This is a genomic window from Micromonospora globosa (assembly GCF_000717585.1).
Classification (GTDB): Bacteria; Actinomycetota; Actinomycetes; order Mycobacteriales; family Micromonosporaceae; genus Micromonospora; species Micromonospora aurantiaca.
Genome location: NZ_JNZR01000012.1, coordinates 89,695 through 115,726 on the forward strand (window position 1 = coordinate 89,695; position 26,032 = coordinate 115,726).

Consider the following 26,032-nt stretch of genomic DNA (forward strand, 5'->3'; position numbering starts at 1 on the left):
CCGCGAGACGGCCGGCGACCCCGGTGACGCGGAGACCGACGCACCCAGAAGGTGACGAATGACTACCGTAGATCTCGCCGACCCACCGGTCACCAACCCCTTCACCGGCACCACCGACCTTCCGCGTACGTCCGAGGGCTGGACCCAGCTCGTCACCCCGGACGGGCGCCTGCACCCGGACGTCGACGCCGACCGCGACGCCCTCGGCCGCCTCACCCGTGACCTGTACCGGGGGATGCGGCTCGCGCGCCGCCTCGACGACGAGGCGTTCGCGTTGCAGCGGCAGGGCGAGCTGGGCCTGTGGCTGCAGTGCCGCGGCCAGGAGGCCGCCCAGGTCGGCTCGGTCGCGGCGGTACGCGCCGACGACTACGTCTTCCCGAGCTACCGGGAGCACGCCGCGGCGCTGTGGCGCGGCATCGGCCCGGCCGACCTGCTGCGGCAGTGGCGCGGCGTCGCGCACAGCGGCTGGGATCCGGAGCCGTACTCGTTCCACATCTACACGCTGGTCCTGGCCGCCCAGCTGCTGCACGCCACCGGGTACGCCCTCGGTGTGCAGCGCGACGGCAGCGACACGGTGGTCGTGACGTACTTCGGTGACGGCGCCGCGAGCGAGGGCGACGCGAGCGAAGCCATGAACATCGCCGCCGTCAACGCCGCCCCGATGGTGTTCTTCTGTCAGAACAACCAGTGGGCCATCTCCACGCCGACCGCGTCGCAGACGCGTACCCCGATCCACCGGCGCGGCGCCGGGTTCGGCCTGCGCAGCGAGTGGGTCGACGGCAACGACGTGCTGGCGGTGTACGCGGTGACGTCCGCGGTGACCGAACACGCCCGGTCCGGCGCCGGCCCCGCGATCGTCGAGGCCACCACGTACCGGATGGGCGGGCACAGCACGTCGGACGACCCGACCCGGTACCGCACCGACGACGAGCTGGCGGCGTGGCGGGCGCGGGATCCGCTGGCCCGGGTCGAGGCGCTCATGCGCGCCGAGGGCTGGAGCGACGAGGCGTTCCTCGGCGGGATCCAGGCCGAGGCGGACGAACTGGCCGACCGTACCCGCCGGGAGTGCCTGGCGCTGGAGGCGCCGGACCTCGCCGACGCCTTCGCCACAGTGCTGGCCGACGTGCCCCCGCTTCTGCGGGAGGAGCGCGACGCGTTCGTCGCCTACCGCGCCTCCTTCCTCGACTGACGCCCGCCCCGATCGGAGAACTCGTTCATGCTCACTCTCTGTCAGGCACTGAACTCCGGCCTGCGCCGTGCCATGGAGGACGACGACAAGGTCCTCCTGATGGGCGAGGACGTCGGCCGGCTCGGCGGCGTCTTCCGGGTCACCGACGGTCTCCAGAAGGACTTCGGCGAGGCCCGGGTGGTGGACACCACCCTCGCCGAGTCCGGGATCATCGGCACCGCCATCGGGCTGGCGCTGCGCGGGTACCGCCCGGTCTGCGAGATCCAGTTCGACGGCTTCGTCTACCCCGCGTTCAACCAGATCGTCTCGCAGCTGGCCAAGATGCGGGCCCGCACCGGCGGTCGTACCGCCCTGCCCGTGGTGGTGCGCATTCCGGTCGGTGGCGGCATCGGCGCGGTGGAGCACCACAGCGAGTCGAACGAGGCGTACTTCGCGCACACCGCCGGACTGCGGGTCGTCTACTGCGCCAGCCCGGACGACGCGCACTGGATGATCCGGCAGGCCGTCGCGGGTGACGACCCGGTCATCTTCTACGAGCCGAAGCGCCGCTACTGGGTCAAGGGCGAGGTGACAACCGCCGGGCCGCCGCTGCCGCTGGACCGCGCCCGGACCGTGCGGCCGGGCAGCGACGTGACGCTGCTGACGTACGGCGGCACTGTCGCCACCTGCGTCGCCGCCGCCGAGGCCGCGGCGCAGGAGGGCCGCGACATCGAGGTGATCGACCTGCGCTCCATCTCCCCGCTGGACGTGGCGACCGTCGAGGAGTCGGTGTGCCGCACCGGCCGGGCGGTGGTGGTCCACGAGGCCCCCACGTTCGCCGGGTTCGGTGCCGAGGTCGTCGCGCAGGTGACGAGCCGGTGCTTCTACTCGCTGGAGGCGCCGGTGGAGCGGGTCGGCGGCTTCAACCTGCCGTACCCGCCGGCGAAGGTCGAGGAGGAGTACCTGCCCGACCTGGACCGGATCCTCGACGCCGTCGACCGCGTCCTGGCCGCCTGAAGGGAGAGGTACACGTGACCGTTCAGCAGTTCCGTCTGCCCGACGTCGGCGAGGGCCTCACCGAGGCCGAGATCGTCACCTGGCGGGTCGCTCCGGGCGATCCGGTCGGCCTCAACGACGTCATCGTGGACATCGAGACCGCCAAGGCCGTGGTCGAGCTGCCCAGCCCGTACGCCGGAGTGGTGGACCGCCTCCTGGCCGCGGAGGGGCAGACCGTCGAGGTCGGCTCGCCGATCATCGCGATCCGGACCGGGGACGACGCGGACGCCCCGGATGCCGCGCCGGCCGCCGCATCGCCGGCGGCCGAGGAGCCCGCCGAGGAACGCACCGCGGTGCTCGTCGGCTACGGGGTGTCCGCCCAGGCGCGGACGCGGCGGCCCCGTCGCGCCACACCGTCCGTCCGGCCGGCCGACACCTCCCGCCCGGCGCACACGTCCCGGCCGCCGGTGCTCACCAAGCCGCCGCTGCGCAAGCTCGCGAAGGACCTCGGTGTGAAGCTGACCGAGGTACGCGGCAGCGGCCCCGGCGGCCGGATCACGCGCCAGGATCTGCTCGACCACACCACCGGCCCGGCACCGGCGACCGACGCCCGGCGGGACGAGCGCCTGCCCGTGCGCGGGGTCCGCAAGGCGACCGCCGCCGCCATGGTCGCCAGCGCGTTCACCGCGCCGCACGTCACCGAGTTCCTCACCGTCGACATGACAGGCACCGTCGAGTTCGTGGACCGGCTGAAGCAGGACCCGGCCTTCCAGGGGGTGAAGGTCAGCCCGCTGCTCGTGGCGTCGCTGGCGGTGCTGGACGCCGTCCGCCGGCATCCGGACGTGAACGCCAGCTGGGACGAGGAGAACCAGGAGATCGTCCGGTTCGCCGACGTCAACCTGGGCATCGCCGCCGCGACGCCGCGCGGCCTGCTCGTGCCGAACATCAAGGCCGCGCAGAACCTTCCGGTACGGGACCTCGCGGTCGCCCTCAACGAGCTGGCGAGCACCGCGCGGGAGGGCCGCACCCGTCCCGCCGACCTGGCCGGCGGGACGATCACCATCACCAACATCGGCGTGTTCGGCGTGGACGCCGGCACTCCGATCCTCAACCCCGGCGAGGCGGCGATCCTCTGCCTCGGCGCGCTGCGCCGGATGCCGTGGGTGGTCGACGAGCAGGTCGTCCCCCGGTGGACGGTGCAGTTGTCGCTGTCGTTCGACCACCGGCTGGTGGACGGGGAACTGGGCAGCCGGGTGCTCGCCCACGTCGGCCGGTTCCTGGAGGACCCGCTGTGGGGTCTGGCCCTGCGCTGAGGCCCGACAGACGGACGGCGCGTGGACGGACGAGGAGGTCCGTCCACGCGCCGTCGCCGTACGCGCGGGCGCGCGTCAGTCCACGACCTCGAACCCGACGCCGGCCGACGGACGCGGCGCGACGTCACCCGCCGGGGCGATGGGCTCCCCCACCTCCTCGGACGCGGCGAGCCGGAACCGCACGTACTCCAGTTCGCCGGAGAACTCGTGCCGGGCCGGGTAGCTCGACGACACCGGCGAGTGGATGCTGCGCCCGATGTCCATGCCGGCGAACCCGTGGAAGAACGGCAGCAACCGCGGGAACAGCGCCTCGCCCGCCGCCTCGCCGTCCACGAACAGGCGGCCGGTGCCCTGGCAGTCGGCGGTCTTGGTCAGCTCGAAGGTCAGCTCCACCGGGCCCAGCGGCAGCTCGCCCTCGGACCGCAGCACGTAGTGGGTGCCGAGGTGGTTGTACTCGTACACCAGGTGGTTGTCCTTGATGTGCAGCACGTACCCGCCGCTGACGTTGCCGAGCACCACGATCACGCCGCCCTGGGTGGCGTCGGTGCGGTGCACCCGCGCGGTGATGGCGTGCGAGCGGTTCATCGTCGGCGGCACCGCCGCGCCGGAGATCGTCGGCACGCCGGCCAGGTAGGTGAAGTCCAGCCGGTCCCGCACCGATCCGGGGCGCGGCACCCGGGCCCGGATCGCGAATCCCCTGTCGTCCAGCGGCAGCACGTCGTAGCGGGCCGCCTCGATCCAGAACTCCTCGATGAGGCGCCGCAGCACCTCCGGGTACTCGGCGGCCAGGTCGCGGCTCTCGGTCGGGTCCTCGTCGATCCGGTACAGCTCCCAGCGGTCCTCGTCCCAGGAGGTGCCCCGCTCGTGGAACGCGACCGCCTTCCAGCCCTGGTGGTAGATGCCGCGGTGGCCGAACATCTCGAAGTACTGGCGGTCCCGCGACGGCGGCGCCGCCGGGTCGCGCAGCCCGTCGCGGAAGCTGCGGCCGTGCAGCGGCATCTGCGGGATGCCCCGGCGCACCGCGGGCGGCTGCACCCCGACCAGGTCCAGCACCGTCGCGGTGACGTCGATGCTGTGCTGGAACTGCGTCCGCACCTGCCCGCCGGGTACGTCACCGGCCGGCCAGCTCAGCACGAACGGCACCCGCACCCCGCCCTCGTGGGTGTGCTGCTTGTAGCGGCGGAACGGGGTGTTGCTGACCTGCGCCCAGCCCAGCGGGTAGTTGCTCTGCGCCCGCGGGCCGCCGATCTCGTCGATCCGGTCCAGGCTGTCCTGGAGGTTCTCCGGCACCCGGTTCTGGAACGCGGTGGGGTTGAGCGTGCCGAGCGGCGTGCCCTCGGGACTCGCGCCGTTGTCCGACATGACCACGAAGATCGTGTCGTCCAGCCGGCCGATCCGCTCCAGGAAGTCGACCAGGCGCCCGAGCTGGGCGTCGGTGTGGTCGACCATCGCCGCGTACGCCTCCTGCATGCGGGCGAACAGGCGCCGCTGCTCCGGCGGCACGTCGTCCCACGGCACGACGCCCGGGTTGTGCGGCGGCAGCGGCGCGTCCGGCGGGATGATGCCCAGCCCGATCTGCCGCCGGTGCCGGTCCGCGCGGATGACGTCCCAGCCGGCGTCGTAGCGGCCGCGGTACTTCGCCAGGTACTCCGGCGGGGCCTGGTGCGGGGCGTGCGCCGCGGCGTACGCCAGATAGAGGAAGAACGGCTTCTCCGGGGTGAACGACGTCTGGTCCCGGACGAACCCGATGGCCCGGTCGGTCAGGTCCTCGGTGAGGTGGTAGCCCTCCTCCGGGGTGGCCGGCGGGTCCACCTGGTGGTTGTCGTACACCAGCTCCGGATAGAAGTTGTCGGTCTCGGCCTCCAGGAAGCCGTAGTACCGCTCGAAACCGCGTCCCAGCGGCCACTGGTCGTACGGCCCGGACGGCGTGGTCTGCTCCAGCGGCGCGACGTGCCACTTGCCGACCGCCATGGTGTTGAACCCGGCGTCGGCGAGCATCTCCGCGACGGTGGCGGCGGCGTGGGTGATCCGCCCCCGGCCGCTGGGGAAGCCGCTGTCGAAGTTGGACAGCATGCGCATGCCGACGCTGTGGTGGTTGCGGCCGGTGAGCACGCTGGCCCGGGTCGGCGAGCACAGCGGCGAGGTGTGGAAGTTGGTGTACCGCAGCCCGGAGGCGGCCAGCCGGTCGATCGTCGGGGTGTCGATCTCGGCGCCGAAGCAGCCGAAGTCGGCGAACCCGACGTCGTCCAGCAGCACGTACACCACGTTCGGGGTACCCGCGGCGGCCGACGGCGGCGTGCTCCAGTGCTCCGTCGACTCGCCGTAGGTGCGTCCGATGGTCCCCTCGTACGGAGGGTCCGCCAGAGGTCCGGTCACGGTACGCCTCAGCCGGCCGTCGTGCCGCCGTCGAGGACGAGCGTGTGGCCCGTGACCATGCGCGCCTCGTCGCTGGCGAGGAACACCACCGCGTCGGCGGAGTCGCGCGGCGTCGCCATGCGGCCCAGCGGGATCGACGCCCGGAAGTTCTCCCGCGCGCTGTCCGGCACGTCACCCATCCCGCCGAGGAACGCCGAGAGCATCGGCGTCTCGGTCGCCGCCGGGGCGATCGCGTTGACCCGGACGCCGTGCGGCGCGAGTTCCAGCGCCAGCGCCTTCATCAGGCCGATGACGCCGTGCTTGGCGGCGGTGTACGGCGCGTACCGGGGGCGGGCGATGACGGCCTGGAGGGAAGCGGTGAACACGATCGCGCCGCCACCGGCCTCGATCAGCGCGGGCGCGGCGGCCTGCGCGGTCCAGAACGCACCCTTGAGGTTCACGTCGACCACGCGGTCCAGCGTCGCCTGGTCCACCTCGTCCAGCGGGCCGGTGAACGGCGTACCGGCGTTCGCGTGCATGAGGTCGAGCCGGCCGAACCGTTCGACGGCGGTCTCGACGGCGGCGCGGCAGTCATCGGCCCGGGTGACGTCGCAGGCCACGCCCACGACGGCGGACCCGAACCCGGCGGCCGCCTCGGCGGCGCGGTCGCCGTCGAGGTCGGCGATGACGACGCGCGCGCCCTCCTCGACGAGCCGGCCGACTGTGGCCAGTCCGATGCCGCTGGCGCCTCCGGTGACGACGGCGACGCGGTCAACCAACCTCATGTGCTGCTCCTGTTGAATCGGTCCAGGAGGTCGCCGCTCAGGGTGGGCACCGCGGACAGCAGCCTCTGGGTGTAGGGGTGCCGGGGGTCGGAGTAGATCGATTCGGTGTCACCCGTCTCGACGATCCGGCCCTGGTTCATCACCGCGATCCGGTCGCAGAGGTACCGGACGACGGACAGGTCGTGGGAGACCAGGATCATGGTCAGCTTGAACTGTTCGGCCAGGTCGGTGAGCAGGTTGAGGATCTGCGCGCGCACCGAGACGTCGAGCGCGCTGACCGGCTCGTCCCCCACGATGACCTTCGGCCCGGCCGCGAGGGCGCGGGCGATGGCGATGCGCTGCCGCTGGCCGCCGGAGAACTGGTGCGGGTAGCGGGTCACCGCCTCCTCGGGCAGACCCACGGAGTGCATCAGCTCGGCGACGCGGGCCCGGTGGTCGCCGGGCAGGCGCAGCGCGCGCATCGGCTCCGCGATGATGTCCGCGACGCGCATGCGCGGGTTCAGCGACGACATCGGGTCCTGGAGCACCATCTGCACGTCGCGGCGCAGGAACCCGAGCCGCCGCTCCGGTACGCCGCTGATCCGCTGCCCCTGGTAGAACGCGGTGCCGGAGGTCGGCTGGTCGAGGGCCATGAGGATGCGCGACAGCGTGGACTTGCCGGAGCCGCTCTCCCCCACGATGCCGAACGCCTCGCCCTCGTGGACCTGCACGCTCACACCGTCGAGCGCGCGGATCGGCCGGCCCGGCGTACGCAGCGACCGCCGCGGGGCGCGGTACTCGCGCACCACGTCGACGGCTTCCAGCAACGGGGTGGTGGTCATGCGCTGGCCTTCCCGCTTCCTAGGGGCTGGTCGCTCTCGATCGGGTGGTGGCAGGCCGCCCACTGGGTGCTGCCGGGCGGCGCCGTCAGCAGCGGCACCGTGCCGCAGACGTCGTCGGCGCGCGGGCAGCGGTTGCGGTACACGCAGCCGGTGGGGAACGACCCGAGCGACGGGACGCGGCCCGGGATGGTGGACAGCCGGCCGCTCCCGTCGGTGCTCTCCAGCACCGTGGACGCCCGCAGGCCCGCCGTGTACGGGTGCCGGGGCGAGTCGAACACCGTCGCCACGTCGCCGTGCTCGACGATCGAGCCGCCGTACATGACGAGCAGTTCCTCGCAGATGCTGGCGACCACCGGCAGGTCGTGGGTGATGAGCAGCAGCGACGCGCCCTCCTCGCGCACCAGCGTGTCCATCAGCCGCAGCATCTCCGCCTGCACCGTGACGTCCAGCGCCGTGGTGGGCTCGTCCGCGATCAGCACGGCGGGGTCGCACGCCAGCGCGATGGCCAGGACGACGCGCTGGCGCTGGCCGCCGGAGAGCTGGTGCGGGTACTTGCGCGCGGTGCGGTCGGGCTCGGGCAGCTGGACCCGTTCGAGCAGTTCGACGGCCCGGGCGGAGGCCGCGGCCCGGCTCATCCCCTTGTGCAGCCGCAGCGACTCGGCGACCTGGTTGCCGACCCGCATCAGCGGGTTGAGCGCCGTCATCGGCTCCTGGAACACCATGGCGATGTCGTTGCCGCGGACCGCGCACATCTGCTTGTCGGACAGGTCGAGCAGGTTACGGCCGTTCAGCAGCACCCGGCCGGACGCTGTCACGCCGTGGGGCAGCAGGCCCATCAGCGCGAGCGCGGTCAGGGACTTGCCGCAGCCGGACTCGCCGATGAGTCCCATCCGGCGGCCCGGCCCGATCTCGAACGAGACGCCCTTGACGGCCTGGATGTCGTGGACCTCGACGACGAGGTCCTCCACCACGAGCCCGCTCACGCCGCTCACCGTCCTCTCAGCCGCGGGTCGAGGGCGTCGCGCAACCCGTCGCCCATGAGGTTGAAGCCGAGCACCGACAGGGCGATGGCCAGACCGGGCCAGACGGCGAGCATCGGCTGCACGACGAAGTAGTTCTGGGCCTCCTGGAGCATCCGTCCCCAGGTGGGGGTCGGTGGCGGGGTGCCGTACCCGAGGTAGGACAGCGCCGCCTCGGCGAGCACCGCGTGCGCGAACGACACCGACGCCTGCACGATGAGCAGGGCCGCGATGTTCGGCAGCACGTACCGGACCATGAGCACCACGCCCCGGCGGCCGTAGCTGCGCGCGGCGAGCACGAAGTCGCTCTGCAGCACCTGCATCGCGCCGGCCCGGGTGAGACGGCCGAACACCGGCACGTTCGCGACGCCGATCGCGATCATGCCGGTGAGCGTGGAGGCGCCGAAGCCGGCGGCCAGGATGATCGCCAGCAGGATGGCCGGGAACGCGAACACGATGTCCAGCGCCCGCATCACCGGCTCGCTGAGCCAGCGGTGCCCGGTGGCGGCGAGCAGACCCAGCGGTACGCCGACGGCGGCGGCGATCGCGACGGCGACCACACCGACGAACAGTGTGGTCCGCGCGCCGACGAGGAGCTGGCTGACGATGTCCCGGCCGAAGTGGTCGGTGCCGAGCCAGTGGTCCCCGCCCGGGGACAGCAGCGTCTGCGACGGGTCGACCCGGGTGGGGTCGTACGGCGTCCAGAGGAACGACACGAGCGCGGTGAGGACGACCAGGCCCACCAGGCCGGCGCCGATCACCAGCGTGAGGTTCCAGCGGCGGCGCGGCTTGACCGGGCCGGCCGCGACGACGTCGGCGGTGGCGTCCGGTGGGGCGTCGGCGACTGATGTCATGCCTTGCTCCTCAGCCTGGGGTCGACCGCGTGGTACACCACGTCGACGACGAAGTTGATCAGAAGCACCGCGGCGGTCAGCACCATCACGGTGCCCTGCACCTTCAGCAGGTCGCGGTTGCCCACGTCCTGGAGCAGCATCCGGCCGAGACCGGGCAGGCCGAAGACGTTCTCGATCACGACGGTGCCGATGAGCAGCGTCGCGAGTTGCAGACCGAGGACCGTGATGACCGGGATGGCCGCGTTGCGCAGCGCGTGCCGGGACAGCGCCTGCGAGCGGCTCAGCCCTTTGGCCCGCGCGGTCTGGATGAAGTCCTCCTGCATGACCTCGACCACAGCGGACCGGACGTAGCGCATCAGGATCGCGCCCTGGGCCACGCCGAGGACCAGCGCCGGCATCAGCAGGGCCTGCACGGCGCCGCCGACGTCGTCCCATCCGGTGAACCCGCCGGCGGGCAGCCACTGCAACTTCACCGCGAACACGGTGATGAGCAGGATGCCCAGCCAGAACGACGGCACGGCGATGCCGACCTGGCTCAGCGCCGACAGCGCCGTTCCGATCGCGGTACGGCTCTTCACCGCGGCGAGGATGCCCAGCGGTACGGCGATGAGCAGCGCCAGCGTCATCCCGGCCAGAATCAGCGGCACCGTCACGCCGAGCTTGTCGGCGATCTCCGAGCCGACCGACACCCCGCTGAGCGGCGAGATGCCGAAGTCACCGCGGATCAGGCCGCCCGCCCATTCGAGGTACCGCTCGGTGAACGGCCGGTTCGTCCCGAACTGCTCCCGCAGCGCCTCCAGCGCCTCCGGGGTGGCGTTGACGCCGAGCATCGCCTGCGCCTGGTCGCCCGGCAGCAGCGCCAGCATCGTGAAGACGAGGATCGACGCGGCGAACAGCGATACCGCGAGGATGGCCAGCCGCCGGACGAAGTAGATCACCATGCGTGTGTGCTCCCACTCCGAGTCATGGCCTGATCATCACCATCTTGGTCACGGTCAGCTCCTCCATGGCGAAGCGCGGTCCCTCCCGGCCGATGCCGGAGTCCTTGACGCCGCCGTACGGCATGTTGTCGGCGCGGAAGCCGGGCACCTCGTTGACGAGCACGCCGCCGACGTCGAGACGGCGTACGACGTCCAGGGCGACAGCCAGGTCGCGGGTGAAGACGGCGGCCTGGAGCCCGTAGCGGGACCGGTTGACCAGCTCGACCGCGGCGTCCATGTCGGGCACCGACCGGACGCAGACCACCGGACCGAAGATCTCCTCCGCCCAGCACTCGGCGTCCTCGGGGACGTCGACGAGCACGGTCGGTTGCAGCACCCGGCCCTGCGCCGTACCGCCGGCCAGGCAGCGCGCCCCGGCGGCGACCGCGCGGTCCACCCACGAGTGGACTCGCTCGGTGGACGCCTCGTCCACCAGGGCGGACACGCGGGTGTCGGCGGACCGGGGGTCGCCGGTGATGACCGAGGCCAGCAGCGGCCGGAGGCGGTCCAGCAGCGCCTCCCGGACCGGCTCCTCGACGATCACCCGCTGCACGCTGATGCACGCCTGGCCGGAGGCGTAGAACCCGCCGCGTACGACGGCTTCGGCGGCCCGGTCGAGGTCGGCGTCGCGGCCGACGACGAGCGCCGCGTTGGACCCGAGTTCGAGCAGCACCTTGCGCGGGGCCGCGGCGCGGGCGATCTGGTGGCCGACGTGCGCCGACCCGGTGAACGACACGGCGGCGACGCCGGGGTGCGTGGTCAGGAGCTTGCCGACCTCGACGCCGCCGGTGACGAGCTGGACCCCGGCGGCCGGGCAGCCGGCCCGGCGGAACAGGTCGACCAGCACCAGCGTGGCCAGCGGCGTGTTCGGCGCCGGCTTGACGATCACCGGGCAGCCCGCCGCGACCGACGGCGCGACCTTGTGGGCGGCCAGGAGCAGCGGGTAGTTGAACCCGGTGATGCCGACGACGACACCGACCGGGCGGCGTACCCAGAAACCGAGCATGCCCTCGCCGGCCGGCTGCATGTCCAGGGCCACCGTCTCGCCGGTCAGGTGCCCGACCTCCTCGGCGGCCGTCTCCAGCGTGACCAGCGTGCGGGCGACCTCGACCCGGCAGTCCACGAGCGGCTTGCCGGTCTCCAGGACCAGCAGCTCGGCCAGCGAGCCGGTGCGGGCGCGGACCTCGGCGGCGACTGCCGTCAGGATCGCGCGCCGCCGGTGGCCGGGCAGGCCGGCCATCTCCGCGGCGACCTCCTGCGCGGCTTCGACAGCCGCTTCCGCGTCGCCGGGGTCGCCCCACGGCGCCTGGGTGACGGTGCTGCCGTCGTACGGGAAGCGCACCGGCGCCGTCTGCGCGGTGCTGGTCCAGCCCGCGCCGATCGGCAGGCCGGCGGGCAGCGCGGTCAGCAGCTCCTGCGCGGTCACGACGCCGCACCCGTCCGGGCGCCGGTGGCCCCGGTGAGGAAGGCCAGGGCCGCCTCGGCGTAGACCTTCGTCTTGCGGACGACGTCGTCGACCTCGACGTACTCGTCGGGCTGGTGGGCGATCCACTTCGGGCCGGGTCCGTACACCACGTTCGGGATGCCGCTGTCGCGCCACAGGATGGTGCCGTCGGTCGCGCCGGGCACGCCGCCGAAGACGGGCTCGGCGCCGGTGACGGCGCGGTGCGCCTCGGCCACGGCGAGCGAGACCGGGTGGTCCTCCGGGGTGACCGCGCACGGCCGGTCGTCGACGACCTCGACGGCGAAGGTGACGCCGTGCCTGGTGCCGATGGCGTCGGCGTCGGCGCGGACGCGCGCGGCGAGCGCGGCGTGGTCGACACCGGGTACGGTCCGGCAGTCCACGCCGAGGACGGCGCGCCCGGGGATGACGTTGAGCTGGTCGGCGGAGCCGGCGTCCAGGACCGTGGGGGTCAGGTACGTCAGGCCGAGGTGCTCGTGCTCACCCGGGTCGGCCTGCAGCTCCTTCTGGTACCGGCCGAGCGCGGCGACCAGCTCGGCCACCGCCGGCACGGGGTTGCGGCCGTGCTGCGGCATCGCGCCGTGCGCCATCTTGCCGGTGCAGGTGACAAGCAGCCGGACGGCGCCCTTGGCGACCGCGCAGATCTCCTCCGCCTCCGGCTCACAGATGATCGCGGCGTCCACCTCGCGGGCGAGCGCGGTGGTGGTGAAGTGCTTCGCCCCGAGCATCTGGCCCTCCTCGTCCACCAGGGCCGCCACCACGATCCGGCCCGGGAACGGCCCGGCCAGCTCGACGGCCCGGGTCGCGTGGATCATCGCGGCGACACCGGCCTTCATGTCGGCGGAGCCGCGACCGTACAGCCGCCCGTCGACGATGTCGCCGCCGAACGGGTCGACGGTCCACTCCTCGGGAGCGCCCTCGGTGACGACGTCGGTGTGCCCCTCGAACATCAGCGTCGGGCCGGGCAGGCCGCCGTCCACCACCGCGACGACGTTGGGGCGCCCGGGGACGACCTCGGTGACCTCCGGCCGCCAGCCGAATCCCCGCATGACCTGCGCGACGAGTTCCGCCACTGGCTGCTCGCTACGCCCTCGGCCCGCGTCCCAGGTCGAGGGGATGCGGACCAGGTCCTGGGTGAGCGACACGACGGCTTGTTCGTCCACGAGATGGCCGGCGCGGAGGGAGGCGTGGGTGTCCGACGTCATGGCGTCGGAGGTTACGAACTCCGCCCTCGGAGGGGAACGTCCAGTTTCCGGGTCGGTGGGGGTACCAGCCGTGGCCGGACCTGGTCTTCTACGGCCGCGGCGACCCGCCGTACCCCCTCCTCGATGCGGTCCAGCGGCATCACCTGGTACCCCAGGCGCAGGTGGTGACGCGGCGCCGGCCGGGTGGCCCAGTACGGCGCGCCCGGGTCCAGCAGGACGCCCTGGCGGCGCAGCTCGCGGGCCAGTTCTCCGGCGTCCAGCCCCGGCGGGCCGGTGATCCAGCGGGCCAGCCCGCCGCGCGGCACCGGCTGCGGTCCCCAGCGCACGTGCCGCTCGACCGCCCGCACCATCTCCTCGTACAGCCCCTGGTAGTGGGCGCGGACGCGGCGCACGTGGCGGGCCAGGTCCCGGCTGGCGATCATCTGCGCGAGGGCGCGCTGCATCGGGCCGGGCGGGTGACGCAGCACGTAGCGGGAGCGGGCCCGCATGGCGTCCACGAGCGCCGGGGACGCCACCACGTAGCCGAGCCGCAGCCCGGGTGCCAGCAGCTTGCTGAAGCTGCCGAGGTAGACCACGCGGTCCTCGTCGTCGAGCGCCCGCACCGCCACCGCGGGCATCCCCCGGAACGTCATCTCCGGGTCGTAGTCGTCCTCGATCACCACCGCGTCCGCCGCGCCGGCCCGGCGCAGCAGCTCCTCACGCCGGGACGCCGACATGGTCGCGCCGGTGGGGTACTGGTGGCTCGGCGTGACGTACACGAGCTGGGCGCCGTGCAGGTCCGCCGGCAGGTCCTCGACGACCAGGCCGTCCTCGTCGACCCGGCCGGGCACCACGTCGGCGCCGGCCATCTGCATGATCGTCCGGGCGTCGGGGTAGCCGGGGTCCTCGACGAGCACCACGCTGCCCGGCCGGACGAGGACGCTCGCCAGCAGGTGCAGCGCGTGCGTCGAACCCAGCGTGATCATCACCTGGTCCGGGTGGGCGGAGATGCCGCGCGCGGGCAGCACGTGCTCGCAGAGCTGACGCACCAGCTCCGGGTCGTCGGCCTGGCCGGCGTCCCCGATGACCCGGGACAGCCCGTCCTGCCGCAGCGCCTCACGCTGCGCCCGCTCCCACGCGCCGATCGGGAACATGGACGGGTCGGGCTGGCCGACCACGAACGGGAACGGCGCCCGCGCCCAGGCCGGATCCCGGTGCACCGGAGTGGGCGGCGGTTCCGGCAGCCGCGCCTCCCAGTCGATCGGCTGCATCGGCGAGCGGGCGGTCCGCCGCGCGGCCCGCATCCGCACCACCGCGTCGGAGGAGACGTAGAGACCGCGCCGCGGGACGGTCACGATCAGACCCTGCTCCATGAGCCGGTCGTACGCGGTCAGCACGGTGTTCCGGGAGACGCCGAGCGCCTCGGCCAGGCGGCGCGTGCTGGGCAGCGGGCCGTCGTCGTACTGCCCCGCGAGGATGGCGTCCTCGAGCCCGGTGATGATCTGCTCGTAGAGCGGAACCGTGCTCTGCGGGTTGACCGGCAGCAGGAAATCCGCCACCTCGACCTCCCACTCCCGCGGGGGTCTCGCCTCGTCCCGTCGTCGTACGCCCTGCACACGCCCTGTGCGTCCCGCTGGTACTAGCCTAGCCGGAGACCTGGACCTGTTGCGGAGGGCCCGTTCCCGCCACGCTTGGCCGGGCGATGGCAGGTGACGGTCTCCTGCACGCGGACAGGGGTGGACTCATGAGCGCCCAGCGAATCGCGCTGGTGCCCGGCGACGGCATCGGACCGGAGGTCACCGCGCAGGCGGTCAAGGCGTGCGACGCCGCCGCCCGACGGTTCGGGATCGACCTGGTCTGGGAGGACTACGAACTCGGCGCGGACTACTGGCGGATAACCGGCCAGGTCGTACCGCCGGACGTGGAACAGGAACTGGCCAAGGCGGACGCCATTCTCTTCGGGGCCGTCGGTGACCCGTCGGTGCCGCCCGGCGTGCTGGAACGCGGCCTGGTCATCCACCTGCGGACCGCGTTCGACCAGTACGTGAACCTGCGGCCGGTCAAGCTGCTGCCAGGCGTGCCCACGCCCATCGGCGGGCTCCGCCCGGAGCAGTGCGACCTGGTGATCCTGCGGGAGAACACCGAGGGCGCCTACGTCGGCGCCGGCGGCTTCATCCACCGGGGCGGGCCGGACGAGATCGCCACCCAGGAGTCGGTGAACACCCGCAAGGGCGTCGAACGCCTCATCCGGCACGGCTTCCGGCTGGCCCTGAGCCGCCGCAAGCACGTCACCCTGGTGCACAAGGCGAACATCCTCACGTACGCCGGCGACCTGTGGCAGCGGACCTTCGCGGAGGTCGCCGCGGAGTATCCGGACATCGAGGTGGACTACGTGCACGTCGACGCGATGTGCCTCTACCTGGTGACGCAGCCGGAGCGGTTCGACGTCGTGGTCACCGACAACCTGTTCGGCGACATCATCACCGACCTGGGCGCGGCCGTGCAGGGCGGTCTCGGCCTGGCCGCGAGCGGCAACCTCAACCCGACCGGGTCGGCGCCGAGCATGTTCGAGCCGGTGCACGGTTCCGCGCCGGACATCGCCGGCCGCGGCTGGGCCAACCCCGCCGGGTCGATCCTCAGCGCCGCGCTGATGCTGGAGCACCTGGGCCACCCCGAGGCGGCCCGCTGCCTGGAGGACGGGGTGAAGGCGGTGCTGCCGCGTCTGGGCGCCATGCGCGGGCCGGAGATGGGCATGTCGACCGAGGACTTCGGCGACGCGGTCGCCGCCGTCATCGGCGAGGGCGCGTACCAGGCGGACGCCCTGCCGGCGTGACACGGATGTGAGCACCGAACCGGTCGATCCGGGCGACGGCGGGGGCACTCCCCCGCCGTCGCCGTGTTGCGCGCCGCGACGCCCGCCCGCCGCCGCCGGCACCGGCGCCGCGGCGGGCGCGAGCGCCGTCCGCTCACCACACGGGGGTACGGACGACCTGATCGCGCTGCCCGGCGGCACCTTCCTCATGGGCACCGACGACCCGGAGGGCTTCCCGGAGGACCTGGAGGGACCGGTCCGGCCGGTGGCTGTGGCCCCGTTCGCGATCGCCGCGACACCGGTGACGAACCGGCAGTTCGCCCGCTTCGTCGACGCCACCGGCTACCGCACGGACGCGGAACGGTACGGCTGGTCGTTCGTCTTCCACCTGTTGCTGGCGCCGTCCGCGCACCGGTACGTGCTGGACGCGTCGGTGCCGCAGGCGCCGTGGTGGCTGGCGGTCGAGGGAGCGCACTGGGCCGCCCCGGACGGGCCCGGTTCGGACGTACGCGGGCGCGAGCGGCACCCCGTCGTGCACGTCTCCCACCGGGACGCCGAGGCGTACTGCCTGTGGTCCGGCACCCGGTTGGCCACCGAGGCCGAGTGGGAGTACGCGGCGCGCGGCGGCCTGTCCCAGGCGCGCTACGCCTGGGGCGACGAGCTGACCCCGGACGGGCGGCACCTGTGCAACATCTGGCAGGGTGCCTTCCCTGCTGTCAACACCGCGGAAGACGGGTTCGCAGGCACCTCTCCGGTGACCGCGTTTCCGCCGAACGGCTACGGCCTGTACGACGTCGCGGGCAACGTTTGGGAACTCACGGCCGAACCCTGGCGCGACCGCCGCGGCCGTATCTCACCAGGTGAGAGCGTCATCAGGGGTGGTTCGTACCTGTGCCACGACTCTTATTGCAACCGTTACCGCGTGGCAGCACGGAGTCGGACCACCGTTGACTCCTCAAGTGGCAACACCGGGTTCCGCGTGGCGCGGTAGTCCGGCGCTGATTGGTACCTGCCGACCCCGCTGAACTGGCCCTTTTGCATCGGGTAGCACGCTCATAGTGTCCCGCCTCACAGGCTACGAGCGCCCTTGGCGTTCTTCGCGATGGGACACACGAATGAATCGGCTGAAGATAACGCTGCCCGCCGTGCTGCTCGCCACGGCGCTGGCTCTGACCGCGTGCAGTAGCGATGGTGACTCGGAGACCACCACCGGCGGTGGTTCCGGCAACGGTACGGTCACCCTCGGCGCCTACCTGGAGCCGGTGAGCCTCGACCTGACCGCCGAGGCCGGCGCCGCGATCCCGCAGGTCCTGCTCTACAACGTGTACGAGGGCCTGGTGCGCCAGAACGCCGGCACCGGCGAGGTGGAGCCGCTGCTGGCCAGCGAGTGGAAGGTGTCCGACGACGGCACCAAGTACTCGTTCAAGCTGCGCGACGGCGTGACCTTCCACGACGGCCAGAAGCTCACCGCGCAGGACGTGGTGTGGAGCTTCAAGCGGGTCACCGCCGAGGGCTCGACGAACCCGTTCAAGTCGCAGATGACAGTCGTGAAGACCGTCGAGGCGCCCGATGCCTCCACCGTGGACGTGACGCTGTCCCGGCCCAGCCAGAGCTGGCTGTTCGACGTCGCCGGCCGCGTCGGCGTGGTGCTCAAGGAGAACTCCACCGACCTGGGGACGAAGCCGAACGGCACCGGCCCGTTCAAGTTCGACAAGTGGAACCGCGGCGACAGCATCACGCTGGTGCGCAACGACGGCTACTGGGGTGAGAAGGCCAAGGTCGGCACCGCCGTCTTCCGGTACATCACCGACGCCAACGCGCTGAACAACGCGATGCTCTCCGGTCAGCTCGACATCGTGGCCAACATCCAGGCGCCGCAGCTGCTCGAGGTGTTCAAGGGCAACAAGCAGTTCGAGGTGGTCGAGGGCAAGACGACCGGTGAGGTCGTCCTGGCGATGAACAACGCCAAGGGCCCGCTGGCCGACGCCCGCGTGCGCCAGGCCATCCGCCACGCGATCGACCACGACGCGCTCATCAAGACCGTCTGGTCCGGGTACGGCACGAAGATCGGCAGCATGGTGCCGCCGAGCGACCCGTGGTACGAGGACCGCACCGGAGACTTCCCGCACGACCCCGCCAAGGCCAAGCAGCTGCTCGCCGAGGCCGGCCACGCCAACGGACTCACCCTGACCATGGACGTCCCGCCGCCCGGCTACGCCCGCGCCTCCGCGCAGTTCGTCGCCTCGCAGCTCGCCGAGGTCGGCATCAAGGTGACCCAGAACAACGTCGAGATGCCGCAGTGGCTCGACAAGGTGCTCGGCAAGGCCAACTACGACCTGTCGATCATCGCCCACGTCGAGCCGCGTGACCTGGTCCGCTACGGCCAGCCGGAGTACTACTACCGCTACAAGAACCCGGCCGTCACGCAGCTCATGAACGAGGCCGACACGGCTCTGGACGCGGCGACCCGGGACAAGAAGTTCGCCGAGGCCGCGAAGGTCATCTCGCAGGAGGCCGCCAGCGACTGGCTGTTCCTGCTGCCGAACCTCGCGGTGATCCGCGACGGCGTCGAGGGTTACCCGAAGGACGCGGTGACCCAGTCCTTCGACGTCACCAAGGTGTCCAAGAAGTAGCCCAGCACCACGCACAGAAGGACCTGGTGGGCTCCCGCCCACCAGGTCCTTCCGTCATTCCCCCGCTCCCCCTCCCCGCTCCCCCTCCCCGCGATCTTGCACTTGCTGCCCCTGGTGCGGGGGATTTGACCCCGTTCGTCGGGACACCAAGTGCAAGATCGACGGCCCAGGAGGGCCGGGGTTGCCCGGGAGCCGTATTCGGTGCGCAGTGGACTGACGCAGTCGAGGTGTGTTGCCTCCGTGAAAACTGCGTGCCCGGGGGCTCGGGGCGTCGACGCAACGCACGGCCGAGTGAGGGCTGAACCGCGGGTGGACGCGTTCCACCCGCCCGACGACCACGTCCGGCCCTACGGTGTGGCCTCTGTGCTCTGCGCCAGCGCGACGCAACGAGCTGCCGAGGGCAGCTCGTTCCCGCTCCCTCGGCACACCGAAGGGCTGACGTGCTGCCAAGTGGGTCGGCCTTGAACGCCCCACTCCGTCGATCTTGGAGTTGTGGCGCCTGGGATGCGTTGTATGCGAGCTGTGCGAGGTGCCACAACTCCAAGATCGACGGTCATACCGGTCGCGGACGATCCACCGGCCGGCGACCTGGGAACGACGCGAGGCGGGCCCCGTCCGGGTGGACGGAACCCGCCTCGATCGTCACGCGCCTACTGTGCCGGCGCGAGGTGAGACAGCGGCTGTGTCAGCTGAGCCCGCCGGACGGCGCCCGGCGACGTCCCCGCAGGTGCATGCCCAGCAGGCCGACACCGAGGACGGCGGCGGCCAGCAGGCCCGTGGTCACGCCCGTCGAGAGCGTGGGGCCACCGGTGTTGCCGGAGGCGAGAACCATGCCGTTCTGCGACTCCTGACCGGCGTCGTTCGTGGTGTTGCCCGCCGGAGCGGCGTTCGGCTTGCCCTTGCCCTTGTCCTTGCCCTTGTCGGCACCGGCCGGCGCGGGGACCGGGGTCTGCGCCAGCGCCTGGGTCGCCTGGGCGAAGGTCTCCGGCGTCACGTCCGGGGCGTTGCCCTGCGTACGCCACTGCTTGAGCTGCTTCATGCCCTTGCAGGCCGAGGGGTAGCGGTCGCAGTAGCTGGTGGTGTTGCCGATGCTCTCGGACGAGAGGACCGCCTTGGCGATGGCACGGGCGAGCGTGCTGGCGCCGGCGTTGAAGATGGCGTTGAGCTGGCGGCTGTCGGCCGGGTCGTTGATCTGGAGCGCCTCGCCCTTGCCGGTGGACACCGCGAACACGGTGTCGCCGTCGCCGAGCGTGTGGATCGGGCTGATCGCGCGGGCCATGCCGTCGTGCGCGTTGCCGGACATGCGCTGCGCGGCGGCCTTCTCCAGCGGGGCGTTGGTGGCCACCACGGCGATCGTGGTGTTGGCCGGCTGCTCGGCGGCGGCGGCCGGCGGGGTCGGCGGGTTGCACTCCTTCTTCTTGGGAGCCTTGTACCCGGCGAACTCGTTGCCGATGCCGTACTTGACGCCGTACAGGGTGCAGTCGGCCGGGTCGACCGGGGAGCCGGCCGGGTTCACGATCACCATCGCGCCGACGTAGATGCCGTCGCCGAGGTGGACGCTCGCGGTGCCGACGCCGCCGCGCATGCCGCCGCCACGGGCGCCGGTGCCGCCGCCGACGCCGCCCTGGCGAACGGGACCGTCCGAGGTGGCCTGTGCCGCGAGGTAACCCCACTCGGCGGAGGTGCGGGCCTTCGGGTCGCCGCCGCGGCCGAGGTCGAAGATGTCCGCGGCCGGCACGATCGGGGCCACGCCGCCGGCGCCGACGCGTACGCCCTCGCCCCGGTCCTCCAGCCAGCGGATGATGCCGTTGGTGGCCGACAGCCCGTACATGCTGCTGCCGCCGAGCTGGATCGCGTTGACGCCCGGGTTGGAGTTGAGCGGGCTGAGCAGGTCGGTCTCCTTGGTGGCGGGGGCGCCACCACGCTGGTCCACACTCGCCACGGACATCTGCGGCATGTAGACGACCGAGGTGCCGGTCAGGTACGGAGCGGTGTCGGACTGGACCTGGCCGACCTGGATGCCGGGAACGTCGGTGATGGCGTTGTGGGCACCCGGTGCGCCGGCGGCGGGGTTGGCCGACGCGGGCGACGCGACGAGCACGAGTCCCGGACAGACCAGGGCTGCCGCGGCGAGCGCGGCGAATCTGGACGACTTCATGCAGCTTCTCCCATGCGAAGCGGTGCGACCTCCGCCCCGATCCGGGGCGGTCGATGCATTGGGCAACTGGTGGTCCCCCGTGGTACACGACGAGATGTGGGGGAGGCTACTGGTCAGACCAGTTGAAGGGAAGAGCCTGCTCAGCTGATGGCCGCCTCGGATAATCCGAGGTCAGGCCACATCAGGCGGATTCAGAGCAATACGTCCACCATCGAGCGCCGCGCCTCCGGCACGTACTCGGCGTAGTAGTGGTGCAGTTCCTGGCGGGTCAGCCGGGCCACCTCGTCGGCCTCGCCCGCGCGCATCGCGTCGATGACCCGGCGGTGGTGCGCGAGCGTGCGCTCCATCAGCGCCTCACGATCCGGGGCCTCCGCGAGCTTCGTGGAGATCAGATCGAGCACCATGCTGCGGACCGCGTCGAGGCAGAGCACCAGAAGTTCGTTCCCGGACAGGCGGGCGACGTGCTCGTGGAAGCGGACGTCCGCCGCGCTGAACGCCTCGTAGCCGTCGGCCACCGCGTCCCGCATGCCCGCCAGCGCCTGCTCCAGTTCGTCCAACTCGGACGGTGACGCCTGCCGGGCCGCGACCGATCCCGCCGCCGATTCGATGATCATGCGGAACTGGAGCAGCTCCGCCACGCCGAGCCGCCGGCTGTCCACGACCCGGGCGAACAGCTTGCGCATCGCCGAGGCGGTCGAGGCGATCACCTGGGGCCCGAGCGGGTCACCGGGGCGCGAGCGGACCAGGCCGCTGCTCTCCAGCACGCGCAGCGCCTCACGCACGGTCGACCGGCTGACGTCGAACTGGGTCGTCAGCTCGCGCTCGCTGGGCAGCCGGTCCCCCGGCCGCAGATCGCCGGCGGCGATCCGCTCCTCGACCTGCCGGACGATCCCCTCGTACGCCCTCACGGTTCGCACTGGAGCGAACGAGACAGCCTTCGGCATGGCGAACCTCCCGACGCACGGCGGCCTCGCGCCGCTGGGAACAACGGTACGGGTCGTCTGCCCGCCGGAGGGGCAGGGTCAGGCGGCAGGAGGCGGCGAGCCCATCGCCACGTCGTCGACCTTGATGTTGATCTCGTCGACCCGCAGCCCGTACGCCTCGACGGCGGACGCGACAGCGGCCCGCACCTCGTCGGTGACCTGCGGAACCGGGTGACCGGCCGCGATCACGAGGACCAGGTTGATCACCGCCGCGCCGTTCGTGACGTGGGCCGAGCAGCCCCGGCGGGCGTCGCCGACCTGATCGAGCCCGACCCGGTCGAGCACCGCGTTGAAGAACCGGGCCACGTCACCGCCCAGCTCGGCCACCCCGGGCACCCCGCGGGTGGCGGCCACCGCGATCTTCTCCACCACCTCGTCGGAGACGTGCGTGGTCCCGCCCGCCACCGCGTCCGGCGTGATCGACAGTTCCTGGGTCGCCTCGTCAGCCATGCTCTCCCACCCGTCGCACCGCCCCGCGCCGACGGCGTGGGGCGGTGCGAGCGTACTAGGCGCGGGCGTTCCGCAGTGGACGGAGCCCGGTTCAGCGCGCCCCGGCCGGCGCCGGCTCGCCGACGATCCCGTCCAGCCCGCCGGAGGTGTCCGGCGCCGGGTGCGGCCCGGTTCCGCCGGCCGTCCGCTCCCGGCGCCGGAGCCACCAGTCGACGCCGAGGTTGAGCAGCAGGCCGACCGCTGCCCAGATCGCCACGACGGCGAGGTTCCGCCCGACGCCGACGCCGTCGAAGTAGGTGAGCGACCGGGCCGTGTCCACGGCGGCGGGCAGCGGCAGGACGCCCTGGAGCGTCCGGAAGAACTCCGGCACCATGTAGATCGACAGGCCGCCGCCGGAGGCCGGTACGCCGGCCATCATCAGCACCACCATCATCGGGACGATCGCGGCGAGGCCGAAGGTGCGGGTGAACACCCCGGTCACCGACGACACGGCGAAGATGGTGAGGGCCCCGAAACCGATCATCTCCAGGGCGCTCCCGTCGACCGCGCCGATGATCACGTCGAACAGCAGCCACAGCCAGGTGGCCATGCCGATCGCCCAGCCGCCGAGGATCGGCAGGAACTGGCGCAGCCGCCGCAGGTGCGGTGCCCCGCCCCGGAGCACGGCGAGCATCAGGAACCCGGACATGATCCAGGACATGCCGACGTACAGGCTGTTGCTGCCCATCGTGTCGGTCCTGCTGAGCGGCGCCACGTCGGTGACCGCCAGCGGCGTCTGCTGCCCGGCGGCGACCTGGCGGAACATGGTCTGCACCATCATGTGCTGGCTGGAACCGGCGGCCGACGACGAGTACAGGGTGGCCTCGCCGCCCGGTGTCGCGGGCAGCACGTACGCGGCGACCAGGTCCTGGGCGAGGATGCGCTCCCTCGCCTCGTCCACCGACGCGGCCACGGAGATGTCGGCGACCCCGCCGAGACCGGCCCGCAGGCCGGCGGCGACCTGCTCCGCCTGCTCGGGGACGGCGGCGACCACGGCTACCGGGATGTCGCGCGGCTCGGGCTTGTGCATGGAGAAGCTCATCAGGCCCACCACGGCGACCAGGATGCTCAGCGGGAACGCCGCCACCGTCACGTACCGGAACCGCTTGGACCGCGGCGGGCCGCCGGCGAGTGCGGGCAGCGGCGTGTCCGGGCCGTCGACCTGCGGCGCCTGCGGGATCGGCGCCCCGCCGCGCTCCTTGAGCAGGCAGAGCAGCACGGCGGCGACGATCCAGGCGGCGAGCGTCAGCAGGTGGACGCCGATGCCCCGGCCGTCGAAGTAGAGCGCCGACCGCAGCGCCTCACCCGCCGCCGGCAGGGGCAGCACCCCGTGCAGGAACTGGAAGAAGCCGGGCATCGTGTCGACCGGCAGCGCCAGGTTCGACGCGGGCATGCCGAGCACGACGAAGAACAGCATCCCGAGCAGGACCGCCAGCGGCCCCATCACCTTGGTGAAGAGCAGCTGGGCGAGACCGACGGCACCGGTCGTGAGCATGCCGACGCCGAGGAACGTGAGGTAGTGGCCGTCGACCGCGCCCACACCGGGCCCGAGGATCAGCCAGATGATCGTGCTGGTCAGCGCCGACCAGCCGGCCGCCAGCGGAACGAACCGCCGCAGGCGCAGCAGGTGCGGGGTGGCCATCAGGAGCATGCTCAGCGGTACGTAGCCGGCGAGCATCATGCCCATCGCGGCGAACAGCACCGAGATGCCGGCCCGGTCGTCGTCGGGCAGCGGCGCGACGTCCTCGGTCGTGGACGCCCACTGCTGCTGCACGGCGACCGGGGCGAGGAGCTGTTGCGCGGTGCCGGCGCGGGAGGCGCCGGCCGCCGACGCGGTGATGATCGTCGCCTGGTCCGAACCCGCCGCCGGGAGCTGCAACGCGCCGCTGATCTCCCGGTCTCGCAGGAGTTCCACGGCGGCGTCCCGGGACGTGACCAGCCGGGCCTCGACCGGCTCGCCGGTTGTGGCGTTCAACGCGTCGACGACGCCCTGGGCCTCGGCGCCGCTGCCGATCACCGCCACCGGCATCTGGCGGGGGTGCGGCGAGTGCATCGTTCCCACGTAGGTCGCGAACATCATCGTGACCATGAGGAACGGCATGACGAAGAGGGCGACCGAGCGGATGATCCGCTCCTTGCGGTCGGCGGCGGTCGGCTCGGCGGGCGCCGGGTCGGTGGAGGGCGGCACAGGCAGGCTCCGGAGGGGTTCACGGCTGCGTCGGCAGCCAAACGTAAGTCAAGTGACTTACGAAGTGTAGGTGACGCGTCCCCCGGAAGACGAAACGACTAGGTTTGGCCTGCGCCACAGCTGGGCGCCGGTCCAGGGGAAGAGAGGGTTCATGGCACGGTCGGAGGCGGCCCGTACCGCGCTGCTCGACGCCGCCGAACGCCTGTTCGCCGAGACGGGGATCGCGCAGGTCTCCGACCGCAGGATCGCCGAGGTCGCGGGCAACACGAACCACTCCGCGGTGCGGTACTACTTCGGCGGCCGGGAGGGCCTGCTCCGGGCCCTGGTCGCCCGGCACATGGACGCCCTGGCCGAACCCCGCCGGGCCATGCCCGAGCAACCCGACTCGGTGCTCGGCGACGTCCGCAGCCTCGTACAGCCGTCCATGGCGGTGCTCGCCGGCCTGCCCCGGCCGAGTTGGCGGGCACGTTTCCTTGCCCAGGCCCTGCACGACCCGACGCTGCGGGTGCTGATGCGCGAGGCGTTCGAGTCGGCCTTCGTCGACCTGCCGGTCCGCGCCTCACTGGCGTCCCGCCTGGCGCACCTCGATCCGGGGGTGGTGGCCGGCCGGGCAGCCCTGATCGCCCGCATCGTCATGACCGCCACCGCCGAGGTCGAGGCCCGCGCCGAACAGGACGGGCAGGACCCGCGCTGGCTGGACGTCGGGGACTTCCTCGCCGACGCCATCGCCGGCATGCTGACGGCCCCGGTCAGCCGGGCCGGAACCGCCAACCCGCTCACCGACGCGGAGATCTGAGAGGCCGGCCGGGGCGACCCGGCCGGCCCGCGTCTCAGGAGCCGAGCTGGGAGAGCAGTTCCTCCGCCGCGGCGTACGGATCGATGGCGCCCTCGGCCACCTTGGCCGCGAGCGTCGGGAGCTGCGTACCGTCGCGCAGTGAGCCGATCCGGGCGCGCAGCACGCCCAGCGCGATGGCCTCGATCTCGGCGGCGGCCCGCGCCTCCCGGCGGCGGCGCAGCTCGCCGTGGCGCTCCAGCCAGTCGCGGTGCTTGTCGATCGCGGCGGCGATGTCGTCGATGCCCTCGGCGCGGGCGGCGATCGAGCGCACCACCTGCGGCCGCCACTCCCCCGGCCCGCGCTCGCCGAGCGCGATCATGCCCTGGATGTCGCGGACGGTGGCGTCCGCGCCGTCCCGGTCGGCCTTGTTCACCACGAAGACGTCGGCGATCTCCAGGATGCCGGCCTTGACCGCCTGGATCGCGTCGCCCATGCCCGGCGCGAGCAGCACGAGTGTGGTGTCGGCCAGCGAGGCCACCTCCACCTCGGCCTGCCCGACGCCGACGGTCTCGACGAGCACCACGTCGCAGCCGGCACCCTCCAGCACCCGCACCGCCTGCGGCGTCGCCGCGGAGAGCCCGCCCAGGTGGCCCCGGCTGGACATCGAGCGGATGTAGACGCCCGGGTCGGTCGCGTGGTCCTGCATCCGGACCCGGTCACCGAGGATCGCACCGCCGGTGAACGGGCTGGACGGGTCGATGGCCAGCACGCCGACCCGGTGACCGCGCGCCCGCAGCGCCCGGACCAGCTCGTTCGTGGTCGTCGACTTGCCCACGCCGGGCGAGCCGGTCAGGCCGACCACCTGGGCGTGCCCGGCGTACGGCGCGAGCGCCGCCGCCACCTGCGGCAACACCTCGTCGCCGGACTCGACCAGGGTGATCAGCCGGGCCACCGCGCGGGGGTCACCCGCGCGGGCCCGTTCCACCAGCATGGGTACGTCCCGGCTGCGGCGCACCGGGCCGGTGGCCGCCGCCGGGGCGTTACTCGCGTCGTTCAA

General features: G+C 72.5%; 21 protein-coding genes. 7 read left to right on the forward strand and 14 right to left on the reverse strand.

Annotation, left to right across the window (positions count from 1 at the left end; translation table 11 throughout):
* Window positions 1-58 precede the first annotated feature (58 nt).
* Genes IF06_RS0113805 through IF06_RS0113815 form a run of 3 tightly spaced genes read left to right on the forward strand, consistent with a single transcriptional unit; the run spans window position 59 to window position 3,477 of the window.
* Complete coding sequence (locus IF06_RS0113805; RefSeq protein WP_030271375.1) at window positions 59-1,189, forward strand: thiamine pyrophosphate-dependent dehydrogenase E1 component subunit alpha; 1,131 nt, start codon at window positions 59-61, stop codon at window positions 1,187-1,189.
* Between the two features lie 27 nt (window positions 1,190-1,216).
* Window positions 1,217-2,185 (forward strand): alpha-ketoacid dehydrogenase subunit beta, encoded by a 969-nt coding sequence (locus tag IF06_RS0113810; RefSeq protein ID WP_030271377.1) that lies wholly within the window; start codon window positions 1,217-1,219, stop codon window positions 2,183-2,185.
* Between the two features lie 14 nt (window positions 2,186-2,199).
* Window positions 2,200-3,477 carry a dihydrolipoamide acetyltransferase family protein gene (locus IF06_RS0113815; RefSeq protein ID WP_030271379.1) on the forward strand — a complete coding sequence of 426 codons (1,278 nt, stop codon included), beginning with the start codon at window positions 2,200-2,202 and terminating at the stop codon, window positions 3,475-3,477.
* A gap of 75 nt (window positions 3,478-3,552) precedes the next feature.
* On the opposite strand, the gene IF06_RS0113820 is transcribed toward IF06_RS0113815, so the two are convergent.
* From IF06_RS0113820 to IF06_RS0113860, 9 genes are read right to left on the reverse strand one after another with little or no spacing between them, the layout of a single operon-like run.
* A complete protein-coding gene (locus IF06_RS0113820) occupies window positions 3,553-5,853 on the reverse strand; it encodes an arylsulfatase (RefSeq protein WP_030271381.1) in 2,301 nt (766 codons plus the stop codon).
* Window positions 5,854-5,861: 8 nt separating this feature from the next.
* Window positions 5,862-6,617 carry an SDR family NAD(P)-dependent oxidoreductase gene (locus IF06_RS0113825; RefSeq protein WP_030271383.1) on the reverse strand — a complete coding sequence of 252 codons (756 nt, stop codon included), beginning with the start codon at window positions 6,615-6,617 and terminating at the stop codon, window positions 5,862-5,864.
* A complete protein-coding gene (locus IF06_RS0113830; protein WP_013475387.1) occupies window positions 6,614-7,438 on the reverse strand; it encodes an ATP-binding cassette domain-containing protein in 825 nt (274 codons plus the stop codon). The genes IF06_RS0113825 and IF06_RS0113830 overlap by 4 nt, the downstream gene beginning before the upstream one ends.
* The gene (locus IF06_RS0113835) at window positions 7,435-8,421 is read right to left on the reverse strand and encodes an ABC transporter ATP-binding protein (RefSeq protein WP_232236682.1); all 987 of its coding nucleotides are present in this window, start codon (window positions 8,419-8,421) and stop codon (window positions 7,435-7,437) included. The genes IF06_RS0113830 and IF06_RS0113835 overlap by 4 nt, the downstream gene beginning before the upstream one ends.
* A 5-nt stretch (window positions 8,422-8,426) precedes the next feature.
* On the reverse strand, window positions 8,427-9,311 hold the full coding sequence (locus IF06_RS0113840; protein ID WP_013288207.1) for an ABC transporter permease: 885 nt from the start codon (window positions 9,309-9,311) through the stop codon (window positions 8,427-8,429).
* Entirely contained in the window at window positions 9,308-10,252 is a 945-nt protein-coding gene (locus IF06_RS0113845; protein ID WP_030271388.1) for an ABC transporter permease, read from the reverse strand. The genes IF06_RS0113840 and IF06_RS0113845 overlap by 4 nt, the downstream gene beginning before the upstream one ends.
* A 22-nt stretch (window positions 10,253-10,274) precedes the next feature.
* Window positions 10,275-11,717 (reverse strand): aldehyde dehydrogenase family protein, encoded by a 1,443-nt coding sequence (locus IF06_RS0113850; RefSeq protein ID WP_030271390.1) that lies wholly within the window; start codon window positions 11,715-11,717, stop codon window positions 10,275-10,277.
* A complete protein-coding gene (locus tag IF06_RS0113855) occupies window positions 11,714-12,958 on the reverse strand; it encodes a M20 family metallopeptidase (protein ID WP_030271391.1) in 1,245 nt (414 codons plus the stop codon). Before IF06_RS0113855 ends, IF06_RS0113850 begins: the two co-directional genes overlap by 4 nt.
* Before the next feature lie 11 nt (window positions 12,959-12,969).
* Window positions 12,970-14,496 (reverse strand): PLP-dependent aminotransferase family protein, encoded by a 1,527-nt coding sequence (locus IF06_RS0113860; RefSeq protein ID WP_013288211.1) that lies wholly within the window; start codon window positions 14,494-14,496, stop codon window positions 12,970-12,972.
* Between the two features lie 185 nt (window positions 14,497-14,681).
* Between IF06_RS0113860 and IF06_RS0113865 the strand changes: the two genes are divergently transcribed.
* The 3 genes from IF06_RS0113865 (at window position 14,682) to IF06_RS0113875 (ending at window position 18,382) form a co-directional block, all read left to right on the forward strand.
* Window positions 14,682-15,770, forward strand: coding sequence for a 3-isopropylmalate dehydrogenase (locus IF06_RS0113865; RefSeq protein ID WP_013288212.1), 1,089 nt, complete (start codon window positions 14,682-14,684; stop codon window positions 15,768-15,770).
* Between the two features lie 7 nt (window positions 15,771-15,777).
* Window positions 15,778-16,740 carry a formylglycine-generating enzyme family protein gene (locus tag IF06_RS0113870; RefSeq protein ID WP_030271394.1) on the forward strand — a complete coding sequence of 321 codons (963 nt, stop codon included), beginning with the start codon at window positions 15,778-15,780 and terminating at the stop codon, window positions 16,738-16,740.
* Between the two features lie 124 nt (window positions 16,741-16,864).
* A complete protein-coding gene (locus IF06_RS0113875) occupies window positions 16,865-18,382 on the forward strand; it encodes an ABC transporter substrate-binding protein (RefSeq protein WP_030271396.1) in 1,518 nt (505 codons plus the stop codon).
* Window positions 18,383-19,067: 685 nt separating this feature from the next.
* Here the strand turns inward: IF06_RS0113875 and IF06_RS0113880 are convergent.
* The 4 genes from IF06_RS0113880 to IF06_RS0113895 all read right to left on the reverse strand — a co-directional run bounded on the left by IF06_RS0113880 (window position 19,068) and on the right by IF06_RS0113895 (window position 24,200).
* Window positions 19,068-20,540 (reverse strand): P1 family peptidase, encoded by a 1,473-nt coding sequence (locus IF06_RS0113880; protein WP_030271398.1) that lies wholly within the window; start codon window positions 20,538-20,540, stop codon window positions 19,068-19,070.
* Between the two features lie 191 nt (window positions 20,541-20,731).
* Complete coding sequence (locus tag IF06_RS0113885; RefSeq protein WP_225319458.1) at window positions 20,732-21,448, reverse strand: FadR/GntR family transcriptional regulator; 717 nt, start codon at window positions 21,446-21,448, stop codon at window positions 20,732-20,734.
* A 114-nt stretch (window positions 21,449-21,562) separates the two neighbouring features.
* Window positions 21,563-21,973 (reverse strand): Asp23/Gls24 family envelope stress response protein, encoded by a 411-nt coding sequence (locus tag IF06_RS0113890; RefSeq protein ID WP_013288217.1) that lies wholly within the window; start codon window positions 21,971-21,973, stop codon window positions 21,563-21,565.
* 91 nt (window positions 21,974-22,064) lie between these two features.
* Window positions 22,065-24,200 (reverse strand): ABC transporter permease, encoded by a 2,136-nt coding sequence (locus tag IF06_RS0113895; protein ID WP_030271401.1) that lies wholly within the window; start codon window positions 24,198-24,200, stop codon window positions 22,065-22,067.
* Between the two features lie 151 nt (window positions 24,201-24,351).
* Between IF06_RS0113895 and IF06_RS0113900 the strand changes: the two genes are divergently transcribed.
* Window positions 24,352-24,996 carry a TetR/AcrR family transcriptional regulator gene (locus IF06_RS0113900; RefSeq protein ID WP_030271407.1) on the forward strand — a complete coding sequence of 215 codons (645 nt, stop codon included), beginning with the start codon at window positions 24,352-24,354 and terminating at the stop codon, window positions 24,994-24,996.
* A 34-nt stretch (window positions 24,997-25,030) separates the two neighbouring features.
* On the opposite strand, the gene meaB is transcribed toward IF06_RS0113900, so the two are convergent.
* On the reverse strand, window positions 25,031-26,032 hold the full coding sequence (gene meaB / locus IF06_RS0113905; protein ID WP_013288220.1) for a methylmalonyl Co-A mutase-associated GTPase MeaB: 1,002 nt from the start codon (window positions 26,030-26,032) through the stop codon (window positions 25,031-25,033).